11 protein-coding genes are annotated in these 12,106 nt (G+C 70.0%); 5 read left to right on the top strand and 6 right to left on the bottom strand.

The features are described from left to right. Window positions 1-426: 426 nt before the first annotated feature. Window positions 427-1,257 (top strand): NAD(P)H-binding protein, encoded by an 831-nt coding sequence (locus tag QK444_RS21960; protein ID WP_282783207.1) that lies wholly within the window; start codon window positions 427-429, stop codon window positions 1,255-1,257. A gap of 61 nt (window positions 1,258-1,318) precedes the next feature. Here QK444_RS21960 and aztD read toward each other — a convergent pair whose 3' ends face one another. The 3 genes from aztD to aztB are packed head-to-tail and all read right to left on the bottom strand — an operon-like array spanning window position 1,319 to window position 5,439. After that, on the bottom strand, window positions 1,319-2,491 hold the full coding sequence (aztD, locus tag QK444_RS21955; protein ID WP_282783205.1) for a zinc metallochaperone AztD: 1,173 nt from the start codon (window positions 2,489-2,491) through the stop codon (window positions 1,319-1,321). A 45-nt stretch (window positions 2,492-2,536) separates the two neighbouring features. Beyond that, window positions 2,537-3,439: a zinc ABC transporter substrate-binding protein AztC gene (gene aztC / locus QK444_RS21950; RefSeq protein ID WP_282783203.1), complete on the bottom strand. Its 903-nt coding sequence runs from the start codon at window positions 3,437-3,439 to the stop codon at window positions 2,537-2,539. Continuing rightward, window positions 3,436-5,439 (bottom strand): zinc ABC transporter permease AztB, encoded by a 2,004-nt coding sequence (gene aztB, locus QK444_RS21945; RefSeq protein ID WP_282783201.1) that lies wholly within the window; start codon window positions 5,437-5,439, stop codon window positions 3,436-3,438. Before aztB ends, aztC begins: the two co-directional genes overlap by 4 nt. Window positions 5,440-5,490: 51 nt before the next feature. Here aztB and aztA point away from each other — a divergent pair, with 51 nt between their 5' ends. Next, on the top strand, window positions 5,491-6,207 hold the full coding sequence (gene aztA, locus QK444_RS21940) for a zinc ABC transporter ATP-binding protein AztA (protein WP_282783199.1): 717 nt from the start codon (window positions 5,491-5,493) through the stop codon (window positions 6,205-6,207). Here aztA and QK444_RS21935 read toward each other — a convergent pair. Beyond that, window positions 6,185-7,216, bottom strand: coding sequence for a ParA family protein (locus QK444_RS21935; RefSeq protein ID WP_282783197.1), 1,032 nt, complete (start codon window positions 7,214-7,216; stop codon window positions 6,185-6,187). The genes aztA and QK444_RS21935 overlap by 23 nt on opposite strands. Before the next feature lie 145 nt (window positions 7,217-7,361). Here QK444_RS21935 and QK444_RS21930 point away from each other — a divergent pair, with 145 nt between their 5' ends. Continuing rightward, window positions 7,362-8,033, top strand: coding sequence for an alpha/beta fold hydrolase (locus tag QK444_RS21930; RefSeq protein WP_282783195.1), 672 nt, complete (start codon window positions 7,362-7,364; stop codon window positions 8,031-8,033). A gap of 48 nt (window positions 8,034-8,081) precedes the next feature. Here the strand turns inward: QK444_RS21930 and QK444_RS21925 are convergent, their stop codons facing one another. Continuing rightward, a complete protein-coding gene (locus QK444_RS21925; protein WP_282783193.1) occupies window positions 8,082-8,711 on the bottom strand; it encodes a GNAT family N-acetyltransferase in 630 nt (209 codons plus the stop codon). A gap of 93 nt (window positions 8,712-8,804) precedes the next feature. Here QK444_RS21925 and QK444_RS21920 point away from each other — a divergent pair, with 93 nt between their 5' ends. Then, window positions 8,805-9,626: a TetR/AcrR family transcriptional regulator gene (locus tag QK444_RS21920; protein ID WP_282783209.1), complete on the top strand. Its 822-nt coding sequence runs from the start codon at window positions 8,805-8,807 to the stop codon at window positions 9,624-9,626. Here the strand turns inward: QK444_RS21920 and QK444_RS21915 are convergent. Continuing rightward, window positions 9,623-10,186: an RNA 2'-phosphotransferase gene (locus tag QK444_RS21915; protein WP_282783191.1), complete on the bottom strand. Its 564-nt coding sequence runs from the start codon at window positions 10,184-10,186 to the stop codon at window positions 9,623-9,625. The two genes, QK444_RS21920 and QK444_RS21915, sit on opposite strands and share 4 nt — an antisense overlap. Before the next feature lie 335 nt (window positions 10,187-10,521). On the opposite strand from QK444_RS21915, the gene QK444_RS21910 reads away from it, so the two are divergent. Beyond that, window positions 10,522-12,024, top strand: a complete 1,503-nt coding sequence (locus tag QK444_RS21910) for a leucyl aminopeptidase (RefSeq protein WP_282783190.1) — start codon at window positions 10,522-10,524, stop codon at window positions 12,022-12,024. Window positions 12,025-12,106: the final 82 nt, after the last annotated feature.

The following is a 12,106-nucleotide window of genomic DNA, read 5'->3' as shown; positions in this document are numbered from 1 at the left end:
GGGCGAGGCCAGACGTTCTGCACCTCGGTGGGGTTCTCGTCGAATGGGGATACGGCGGGCGGAATGCCGCTGCCGGATGGTCGGTCGCTGTTCATGGTCGGATAGCCCCTCCCCGGGAACGAATGGACGCGGTGTGTCGCGGATCGAAGATGCGGCTGGCGCGCGCGTAGCAGGCGACACATGCTGTCGCCCGGCGCGCCGGTGATACGGCTGTGCGGATTCCCTCCCCTGATCCGGATGCCGTTCGGAGTCAAACCGCCTTGCGCACCGGTGTATTCATTCCTGTAATGCCGCGACGAGCCTAGCGCCCGTGACGAGAACGACGCCACCCATATCGAAAGCCGGGCTTGCCGCGCGGATTTGACCCGAAGTCGACTCGAGGTTTTAGCGTCGTCGGCAGTTGCTCGTGGACAGAAGGAGAGGGTCGTGATTCTCGTTACGGGAGCCACCGGAGGTATCGGCGGCGCATTGCTGTCGGAATTGCGCAAGGGAGCGGAGCCGGTGCGCTGTCTCACGCGCGACCTCGCCCGGAGCGCGTTCCCGGCAGGCGTCGAGGTGGTGGAAGGCGATCTCGCCGAACCGGTTTCGCTGAAACCTGCACTGGAGGGCGTGCGGGCCATGCTCTACCTGTCGCGGTTCGGGCCGGATCGGGAGATTCTCGAGGCGGCGCGCACGGCGGGCGTGCGGCAGGTGGTGCTGGTGTCGTCGATCACGGTGCTCACCCATCCGTGGCTGGGACCGGCGGCCGAGAACGCGGCCGTGGAGCGAATGGTCGAGGACAGCGGGATGGAGTGGACCGTGCTGCGCCCCACCCAGTTCGCGTCCAACACCCTCATGTGGGCGGACGCCATTCGCGCCGGACGGCCGATCGAGGTGCCGTTCGCCGATATCGCGCTGCCCACCATCCATCCCGCCGATATCGCGGCGGTGGCGCGGCTCGCGCTCACCGATCCCGCACACCGGGGGCAGGCTTATGCGCTGACCGGTCCGGCCCGGATATCGCCGCGTGAGCAGGTGGCGGCGATCGCAGCGGAGCTCGGCCGGGAGATCGAAGTCGTCGAGATCAGCCGGGAGCGGGCGCGGGCGCGCATGGTGGACGTGTTCGGCGCGGACGCGGCGGATGCGGTGCTGGATGTGACCGGCGGGGACGTCAATGACGAACTGCTGCGGGTGCGCGATACGGTCGAGCGGCTCACCGGGAGCGCCGGGCGGACCTATCGCCAGTGGGTCGAGGAGAACGCCGAGGCCTTTCGCTGATCTCGTGCAGAAAAAAGCCGTGCCGAGCTCGAAAGCCCGGCACGGCAAGCGAACTGCCGGATCAGTGGTCGTGGCCGCCGACGACGCCGCTGAGCTCGTTCGGGGTGCCGTCCAGGGTCACCGAGGCCGCGGTGGTGCCCGCGGTCAGGTCGATGCGGTGGATCTGCTTGGTGGCCGGCTCGCTCACGTAGACGTCGTCATCACGGACGAAGATGGCCGGGCGGGGCTGCTGCCACTCCAGGGGCTCCTCCCACGGGGCGATCACGTCGAAGCTGCGGGTCACCTTCGCGGCGACCGGGTCGATGACGTGGATCTTGCCGTCGGTGCCGAGGACCAGGGCCTCGCCCTGCGGGCCGCGGGCCAGCGAGCGGAAGGTGTAGCTGGTGCCGAGCGGGACGAGCTTCAGGCTGGCGTCGCGGGTGTCGATGAGTGAGATCTGCTGCGGGCGTTCGAGTTCGGCGTCCTTGTCCTGCTTGTAGTCGCCGAGGGCGATCGGGGAGGCGGCGGAGCCCGCCTGGTTTCCGATGCGGCCGTACGGGGTGGGGCTGGTGACCTTGGTGATGACGCCGTCGCGGTAGATCAGGACGCCGGTCTGGCAGCCGATGACCACGGCCTCGCCCGCGGTGGTGGATTCGCCGTGCACGCCGGGGCAGTCCTCGTTGCGGGCGATCTCCTTGCGGTCGGCGTCGAGAACCACGATGCCGGTGCGCTTTTCCTCGGTGCCGAGGGTGGTGACCAGTTCGCCGTTGGACAGTTCGATGGCGACGCCGTGGTGGGGCGCGGCGGAGGTGTAGTTCGTGGTGTCGGGCTTGCCGTGTTCCAGGTCGTGCGGGTCGAAGATGGTGACCTCGCCGGTGCCGTCGGTGAACAGCACGGTGCGGTCGGCGTGGCGGACCACGTGACCGGGCTTCGCGCCGGGGAAGGTGATGTCGGTGAGCTCGGCGTGCACGGCGTCGAGGACCTGGAAGCCCTCCTTGGTCGACACCATGACGTGGGTGTCGTCGCCCGCCGGGTTGACGCGGTTGAAGCCATCCAGCCGCACATCGCCGCCGACTTGCAGGGTTTCCCCGTCGAGCAGGTAGATGCCGCCGTCGTAGGTGACCGCGAGCGGGTTCGCGATCTCCGGGCGGGCGGCGGGCTCCGGCTCGTCGGCGCCACAGCCGCTCAGGGCCACTACCGAGGCCAGGAGGCCGGTCAGGGCTGCCGCTGACGCGGCTCTACTGCGGGTACGCATGGTTCGTGCTCCTCATCATGGTTGGTGCGCAACGTGTGTCGACGATCAGCGCGGGGTGAGGCCGGTGACGATGGCCTCGGTGTTGGCGCGCATCATGTCGAGGTAGGTGTCGGCTCCCCCGCCGGGCGGGGTGAGCGATTCGGTGTGCAGGGCGACGACATCGACCGCCACGCCCGCCTGTTCGGCCAGGACGCGGGCCAGCCGGTCCGGCTGGGAGGAATCGGCGAAGATGGTGCGGACGCCCGCCGCGCGGACGGCGGTGGCGAGCTCGGCCAGATCGGAGGCGCTCGGGGAGGCGAGTGCGGTACCGCTGGGGATGATCGCGCCGATCACCTCGAAACCGAAACGCTGTGCCAGATAACCGAAGACGTGATGGTTGGTGACCAGACGGCGGTGATCGAGCGGCAGCGAATCGAAGCGGGCCGTCATCCAGGCGTCCAGGGCCTCGATCTCGGCGCGGTAGCGGTCGACATTGGCGCGGATCAGCGCGGTGTCGACGCCGGGCAGCGCGAGCAGACGCGCACCGATCACGTCGACGGCGGTGCGGACGCGGGCCGGGTCGGTCCAGAAGTGCGGGTCGGGGCCGTCGCTGGTGCGGTAGTCGATCGGGTTCACCTGGTCGCCGACGGAAAGGGTTGGGACACCGGACTCTTCGGCGGCTTCGACGTGGCGCTCGACGCCCTCTTCCAGCCCGAGGCCATTGTGGATCAGCAGGGCGGCGTGGCTGATCCCGGCGGCCTGCTGGGCGGAGATGCCGAACTGGTGCGGGTCCGCACCGGGCGGCATGAGCACGGTGACCTTCGCCGCGTCGCCCACCAACTCCCGGGTGATGTCGCCGAGGATATTCGTGGTCACGACCACCTCCGGGCCGTCGGAGCCACCGGTGCCACAGGCGGGCAGCAGCAGGAGGGCCGCGCAGGCCAGCAGGGTGCTCAGCAGGGATCTCATCGGCCGGTCTCCACCATGTGGTCGGGGGTGATGTCGAGGGCGAAGGTGCGGGCACGACGCAGGTTGTCGCGGTAATCGATCTCGTGAATCGCCTGGGCGGCGGCATCGTTGACGTAGGCGCGATTGGTGTCGACCTCGATGACCGGTGGCGAGTCGGCCGCGATCGGCCCGGAGAGTAGTTGCGCCCGTGCGGTTTCCGCGCCGGTGCCGGGGTCGTAGGCGTGCAGCACGCCGTCACCGGTCAGACCGAGGATCGCGCTCCCGGCACCGGCGGTGTTGGCGGCCAGCACCGGCCCGGATTCGATGAGACGCCAGCTCCGGGCGGCGATGTCGAGCACCCAGATGCCGCGCTCCCCGGCGATCGCGGTGAGGGTGGTCGAACCCGCGCGATGGGTGAAGCGGGCGGCGCGCTCGGCGGCGGGCACCGGCCGCGGATAGGGGATCTCGGTGACCGTGAACCGGCCCGCGTCGGCCGCGACGAGCAGCGCGCCGTCCGCACACCCGAGGACGACTCCCCGGCGGGTGACGGCCGTACCGCTCGGCGCGGCGCATTGCCCGGCGAGTGGTGTGACCTGCGCGCCCTCGCGGGTGCGCACCTCCACACGTCCGGCGGCGGACACGGTGACGAGGTGCTCGGCGTACGGGATCGCGAGCCCGTCCACGCTGTCGCGTTCGGCGATGACACCGGACTCCAGTTCCGCGCGGTCCAGCAGCAGCGTGCTCGACGCGCCGATCAGCGCGGTGAGCGCCGTATCGCTGTGCACGGCAACCACTCCCCCGTGCGGCACCTCGCCGATATCCCGGACGGCCGCACGGTAGTAGTGCACGTGATCGCCGTGGTCGACGGTCCAGCCGCCCCCGTCCAGCACGCCGGTGGCGGCGGCGGTGAGCGGGAAACCGAAGCGGTCGTCGCCCGCGAGGCCGACGATTCCGGGCATCCGGTCGAATTCGGTGGTCTCCTCGGTGATCAGATCGATCACCCGCAGCTCACCGCCGGAGCCCGCGACCACCAGCCGCGACTGCACCGAGTCCGTTTCCTCGGCGCCCTCGATGTAGCCGTGCGGCACCTCGGCGGGCGGTTCCGGTTCCCCGGGTGCGGCGCACCCGACCAGCACCATCGACAGCGCCGCCAGCAGCACCAGGGCATTCGCACTCGGGGCGGGCAGCCGAATGGCGCGCGCCGACAACGCGATACGCAGCCGGGAGGCGGCGGCCGACAGGAAGAACAGCCCGACGGCAACGGCGGCGATGGTGGCTCCGGCCGCCGTCCCGGCATACCAGGACACCAGCAAACCGACGAAGGTGGCGATGCCGCCGAAGGCGACCGCCAAGGCCATGATCACCGGAATCCGATGCGACCAGTAGGTGGCCGCCGCCGGCGGCGCGATGAGCAGGCCGAAGACCAGCAGCGTGCCCACCACGTGGAAGGACGCCACGATGGCGAGGGTGAGCAGGCCGAGCAGTGCCGCCTGCGCCCAGCGCGGGCGCAGCCCGAGGGAGTGCGCCGTGCGCGGGTCGAAGGCCAGCGCTACGAACGCGCGATGCCCCAGCACCGCGATCACCAGCGAAAGTCCCAGCGCCACCGCGAGATACGCGAGGTCGATCTCGCGAATGGCCAGCACATCGCCGAACAGCAGCGCGGTCACGTCGACGGCGAAGGATTGCGACCGCGAGACGATGATCACGCCCACCGAGAGCATGCCCGCGAACAGCAGCCCGATGGCGGTGTCGGCCGCGAACCGGGTATTGCGGCCCAGCGCCGTCACCCCCGCCGCCATCGCCCCGGCGCTGAGCGCCGCGCCCAGTACCAGGTTGCCGCCCAGCAGGGTGGCGACGGCCACGCCGGGCAGCAAACCGTGGGCCATGGCCTCGCCCAGAAATGCCATGCCGCGCACCACAACCCAGGTACCGGCCAGCGCGCAGATGCCGGAGACGAGCAGTCCGCCCCACAGCGCTCTCTGCACGAAGGACACCTCGAACGGGGCGAACAGCCATTCCATGACACGGCACCTTATTATGGAAATGATTTTCAATACAAGTTAGGTGATGAAGTGAACGATCGCGACACCGCGGCGGTACGGCTGCGAGGGCTAACCGCCGGTTATCGATCCCGAGCGGTGCTGCACGAGATCACGGCCGATATCCCGGCCGGTCGGGTGACCGCGCTCGTGGGACCCAACGGATCGGGGAAATCCACCCTGCTCGGCGTCCTGGCCGGAGTGATCACCCCCTCGGCGGGCACCGTCGAACGCACCGGCAGCCGCCGACCCGCGCTCGTCGTCCAGCAGGGCAGCGTGCCCTCGACCCTCCCGATCACGGTGCGCGAGACCGTGGCCATGGGCCGCTGGGCACATCGCGGACCCTGGCGGCGGCTCACCCGCGACGACCGGCGCATCGTGGCGGACTGCCTGGAGCGGATGGGAATCGCCCACCTCGCCGCGCGGCGGCTCACCGACCTCTCGGGCGGTCAGCGCCAGCGCGCGCTGCTCGCCCGGGCACTGGCGCAGGAAGCGGATCTGCTGCTGCTCGACGAGCCTGCCGTCGGATTGGATATCGAAGCACAGCAACAGATCTCGCGCACGATCCGGGAAACCGCCGCGTCCGGGGTCACCGTCGTGCACGCCACGCACGACCGCGCCGAAGCGCTCGGTGCGGATCACTGCCTGCTGATGCGCGACGGCGGACTCGCCGACTCCGGAGCGCCGGAAACGGTGCTGGCGACGGCCCCGGCGGCCGAACCGACCGCTACCGCCCCCACGCCAGCTTGATCCGGGTGGTGGACAGGAAATCGTCGGTCAGCTCGCGCAGCGCCAGGAACTGACCCCCGGTCCCGTACTTCTGTCGCAGGCTGCCGAAGTCGAGGTACTCCGCCGCCGCCGCGATCTGATTCGATTCCGGAATCCGCGTCGGGAACAGGCGCGGCAGGCTGCGGTCCCGGCGCAGGTCGTCGAGTATGCGCTGATGTACGGCCGAGGAGCGGCGGTATTTGGTGACCACCACGCCCAACTCCTCGATGGGAGCGCCCCACCGCGCCGACAGCTGCCGGATTCGGGCCTGCACCGCCGGAATGCCGTAGGTGGACATGAAATCCGGAATGGTCGGGACGAGATAGCCGTCCGCGATGCGCAGGCCGTTCTGGGTGACCAGGCCCAGGCTCGGCGGGCAGTCGATCAGCACATAGTCGTAGTCGAACAGCACGCCGCTGAGCGAGTCGGCCAGTAGGGCGGTCGGATCCACCGCCCGGACGTGGGACAGATCGTCCTGGAGCGCAATGAGTTTCAGAGAGGATGGCAGCAGGTCCACCGAGGTGACGGTGCGCATGGCGGAAACGCGGGGCTGCACCAGCCCGGCCGCGTCGCGCGGGCGGTAGCCCTCCACCACATCGCCGAACACCGCCGCCAAGGTGTCCGCGCCTCGATCCAGTTCGGCCGCCCGGCGTTCGCCGACCATCATGGTGGTGAGATTGCGCTGCGGATCGAGGTCGATGAGCAGCACCCGCTTGCCGAACTCGGCGGACAGGATCTCCGCCAGGGCCGCCGTGGTGGTCGTCTTGCCCACCCCGCCCTTCAGATTGAAGGTGGCGACCACGTAGGGGCGGGTACGGCCCGGTACCGGGTTCTGCTCCCAGATGCGTTGCGGGCGTTCGAAGTGCAGGATACGGCCGCTCTTGTCGGGCCACGCCCAGTCGAAGCCGTCGGCTTCGGCGAATCCCACCGAGCGCGCACGCTCCCCGGACACCACCTCACCGCGCAACTCCACCAGTTCGAAACCCTTCATCCCATGACCGCCGCGACGATCCGGTTCAGCCTAGTAACCCGGGCCCCCGGCGGCCGGTTACGACACCGGCGGGTTGGAACATCATGCGCTCTATCGTGAGCCAGAACACGAATGAGGATGACCTCAGATCTGCCACAATGCCTCGGTGCGTTATTTCGAGGGTGTGAGCGGCCTGGTGCATTACCGGAGGTGGCCGATCGAAAACCCCAGGGCGGTAGTCGTTCTGCTGCATGGGCTCGGACAGCAGAGCGCCGACTACCACCGGTTCTGTCGCGCGGCCAATCGATCCGGTATCGACGTGTGGGGCATCGACCACATCGGACACGGCCTGAGCGAAGGCGACAGCGAGGCCATGCCGCCCATCGACGATCTCGCGGCCAATGCGGTGCGGCTCACCGCACTGGCGCGCACCGAACACCCCGAGCTACCGCTGATCATGGTCGGGCATTCCCTCGGAGCCGGTACCGCGCTCATCGCCATGCAGGACCGAGGTGCCGTGGTCGACTCGGTATCGGGCGTGGTGCTGCTGGGGTCGCCGGAACGAGCCGCGATCCTGGACGTGCCGGCCCCGCGGGTGCCCACGCTGGTGCTGCACGGCGCGGACGACCGGCGGGCTCCGATCGCACCGATCCGGCGGTGGTGCGCGCAGCGGCCGGGCACCCGGATGCGCGAATTCCTCGATGCCGGACACGATCTGCTGCACGAGCCGGGACACCGCGCGGTCACCGAGGCGATTCTGGAATTCGTCCAGGACGCGGTGCGCCGGACCTCGATGCCTGCCCGACGCGTGCCGGGGTTGCCCGCTGTCGCCGTGTGAAGGCAGCCGACCCCGGCCGCTGGCTCGTGCCTGTGCGGACTGCCGGTCTCAGCCGCGGAACCACATGGGCCGCAGGGTGGGACCGTTCTCCGGCAATTCGATGAGGTCGCCCTCGAGGACGAACCCGCAGCGCGCGTACAGGCGCGAGGAGCGTTCGGTGCTGGCCTCCAGGTAGGCGGGGACGCCCGCCTCGGAGGCCGCCTTCACCCGGTCGGTGACGATGGCGGCTCCCGCGCCCTTGCCGCGGTGCTGCGGCAGCGTCACGATCACCTGTAGATAGCGGTGCGGGAATTCGGTCGGGTGGCTCTGCTCCAACAGGCCCGACAGCGCCCGCAATCGCCGGAAGGGCGGCAGCGGAGCCTGTTCGTACAGCTCACGCATCTGCTCGGCTTCGCGCTGTACGCGCTCCCGGCCGGTGACGGTCTGCCACAGCGAGACCGCCCAGATCTCGTCCCCGGCCCCGGCGACCCACACCTCGTCCTCGCGCATGGTGCGCTCGATCATCTCCGGCGCGTACTGCGCGCGGAACTGCCGGGAGATCTCCGGATGCCCCGCCATGATCCAGCTGAACACCACTTCGTCGGCGGTCGCCTCGGCGAAGACCGCCGCCACCCTGTCGAGTTCGTCCAGGCCCGCGCGGCGGACCGTCGGCGTCGTAACCATCTCCGTCGTACCCATTTCTGTAACCTCCCGATCCGAACGGTGTCCTCGAGGGCCAAGGTATGGCGATGCCGACCGGGTTACGACAATTTCGTCACACTGGATGTCGTGATGAAACCAGAGACGCCGGAGTGTGCGGTGTGCGGCGAGACGATCACGCATCCGCCCCGCGGACGCCGCCGCCGGTACTGCTCACGGTCGTGTCAGGCGCGGGCCTACCGGGCCCGGTCGCGGCCCGTCGCGCCACCGCGCCGCACCCCGCCGCGACGGCTCACCACCGTCGCCGTGGTGCGCGCGGCCGTGGAACTCGCCGATCGGGAGGGCCTGGAGGGGCTGTCCATGCGCCGTCTCGCCACCGAACTGGGCGTGGCAACCGCCAGCCTGTACCGCCACTTCCCTGACCGCGACACCCTGCTCGCGGAGATGGCGGAATTGACGCTCGCCGAAACCCCGCCGCCCCCAGCCGATCTCACCGGCTGGCGGGACGGGCTCGGCTACGAGGCGCTCGGCGAATGGCAGCTCTACCGCCGCCACCCCTGGATGCTGCCGGTGCTCGCGCAGACCCGCCCACCGCTGGGGCCGGCCCTGCTCGATTCCCTGGAGCGCGCCTTCACCGCCCTGTACCGGCCGGGTATGACGCGGGAGAGCATGCTCACCGTCTATCTGTCGGTATCCGGCCTGGTGCAGGGGCTGGCGCTGCTGCTCACCTCCGAGCGCGCCCCACTCGGTCCGCAGACCACCGCCGAGGACGTGGTGGAGATGGTCACCCCCGAATCCCACCCGATGCTCGTGCGCTACTTCGAAACCGATGCCGGGGGCCTCGATCTGGACCTCGACCGGCTGCTCGGGGATTGCCTCGCGCTGCTCTTCGAGGGCATCGCCGCCCGGCACTACCCCACCGAGCACGCGCGCGGCGGAGCATGCAACCGCTAGGACGCCGCGGTCGAGTCCGCGACGCCCAGGTATCGGGATGGGACCTCGGCCACCAGCCAGACACCATTGCCGGTGACGAAGAACTCGTGGCCGTCGCGGTGCATATCCGCCGCCGCCACGGTGAGGACGGCCGGGCTGCCGTGCCGTGTGCCCACGGTGCGGGCGGTGGCCGGATCGGCGGACAGGTGCACGGCATGGCGGCGCATGGGGAGCAAGCCCTGCGACCGGATCAGTGGGAGGTTCGATCGGGCGGTGCCGTAGTACAGCCGCGCGGGCGGCGCGGCCGGGGCGTAGCCGAGATCCACCGGGACGGAGTGCCCTTGCCGCGCCCGGATCCGGGTGCCGCTCGCGTCGAATTCGAAGCGCCGCTTGCTGTTCTGCTCGACGACGAGGTCGAGCTGAGCGCGCGTGAAACCTTTGCCGTGCACGGCCGCCTGTCGTAGCAGCGCCGCGACGGGCACCCAGCCCGCCGCGTCCAGGTCCAAGCCGATGGCCTCGGGGCGATGCCGCAGCCAGTTCGACAGCCGCTTGGACACTTTCACGATGTCCCTGTCGTTCATGGTCCGATCACGGTCGCATACCGAGCGGCGCGGCACCAGGCAATAATGCCGCGCCGCCCCGAACTACCCGCCGGAACTCGGTGCCGGATCGTCGGGCAGCGACTGCACGGTGCAAACCGCGGCGATCGACACGGTGCGGGAAGCGTTGCCGCCCGAGGGTGGCGTGCCCGTGGGCTCGGTGCCGGGTGACGCCACTGTCGACCGCCTATCGTTCAGTCGTGCCTGATCCGAAAAGTCCCATGCGAGGCGTTGCGTTAACCGTCCGCAATTCGACAGCAACCCGAACCGTCGCGCCCGGGACGCCGGTCCGGACGGGGCGCAGTAACGTGGCAGCCATGACAGCTGTTGCAGATCGTTCGCTCGGACCGGAATTGGTACGCACCGTAAGCATCGGCGAGGCCGATGTCCTCGTCATCGGACTCACGAGTTCCGACGACGGACCCGCGATCGCCCCGGCGGACGCGTTCGGCGACGTACTCGATGCCGAGACGCGCGCGACTCTGCTGACCGCGCTCACCGCGGTCGGGGCCAAGGGCAAGGGCGAGGAACTGACCCGGGTGCCCGCGCCCGCCGGACTGGGCGTCGACAGTGTGCTGGCGGTCGGGCTCGGCGCGCTCGACAAGATCGACGCGGAACAGATCCGCAAGTCGGCCGGTGTCGCCGGGCGGGCGCTGAGCGGAGTCGGCACCGCCGTCACCACGCTGTCCGGACTGGACCTGGGCGCGGCGGCCGAGGGCTTCTACCTGGGCGCGTACACCTTCACGCCGTACAAGGGGAAGTCCGCGCCCAAGCCGGAGGAGACCCCGGTCAAGCGGGTCGAATTCCTGGTGCCCGATCCGGGATTCGGCGAGGAGGCGCTGTTCCGCGCCCAGGCCGTGGCCGAAGCCGTCGCCACCGCACGGGATTTCGTCAACACCCCGCCCAATGACCTGTTCCCCGCCGAATTCGCCGACCGCGCCGCGGAATTGGCCAAGGCCGCCGGACTCCAGGTGGAGATCCTCGACGAGCAGGCCCTCGCCGACGGCGGGTACGGCGGCATTCTCGGGGTCGGCAAGGGCTCCTCGCGGCCGCCGCGGCTGATCCGCATCACCTACGCGGGCGGCGACAAGAAGGTCGCGCTGGTCGGCAAGGGCATCACCTTCGACACCGGCGGCATCTCCATCAAGCCCGCGCAGAACATGGAGAACATGACCTCCGATATGGCGGGTGCGGCGGCGGTCATCGCCACCACCCTGCTCGCCGCGCGGCTGAGCCTGCCGGTCACCGTCACCGCGACCGTGCCCATGGCCGAGAACATGCCCTCGGCAACCGCTCAGCGACCGGGCGATGTGCTCACCCAGTACGGCGGCACCACCGTCGAGGTGATCAATACCGATGCCGAGGGTCGGCTCATCCTGGCCGACGCCATGGTGCGCGCCGGTGAGGACGAGCCGGACTACCTCATCGACGTCGCCACCCTCACCGGGGCGCAGATGGTGGCCCTGGGCACCCGCACCCCGGGTGTCATGGGCACCGAGGAGTTCCGGGACCGGGTGGCCCGGATCTCCCAGGCCGTCGGCGAGAACGGCTGGCCCATGCCGCTGCCCGCGGAACTGCGCGCCGACCTCAACTCCAAGATCGCGGATCTGGCCAATGTCACCAACCACCGCTGGGGCGGCATGCTCTCGGCCGGACTCTTCCTGAAGGAGTTCGTGGCGGACGGGTTGCAGTGGGCGCACGTCGATATCGCCGGACCGTCGTACAACACCGGCGGACCGTTCGGCTACACCCCGAAGGGTGGTACGGGCGTACCGGTCCGCACGCTCATCGCGACCATCGAGGACATCGCCGCGGAATAGCCGTACCCGCGCGGGGGGGGGGGCAAGCCCCCCCCCCCCCCGGCCAACCCCCCTGGGGCCGCCCCGTTAAGCGCGGGGAAAA

It is taken from the genome of Nocardia sp. CC201C (assembly GCF_030010695.1).
Lineage (GTDB): Bacteria > Actinomycetota > Actinomycetes > Mycobacteriales > Mycobacteriaceae > Nocardia > Nocardia otitidiscaviarum.
The sequence above is the reverse complement of the archived record's forward strand: the minus strand, read 5'-3'. Positions and strand labels throughout refer to the sequence as shown.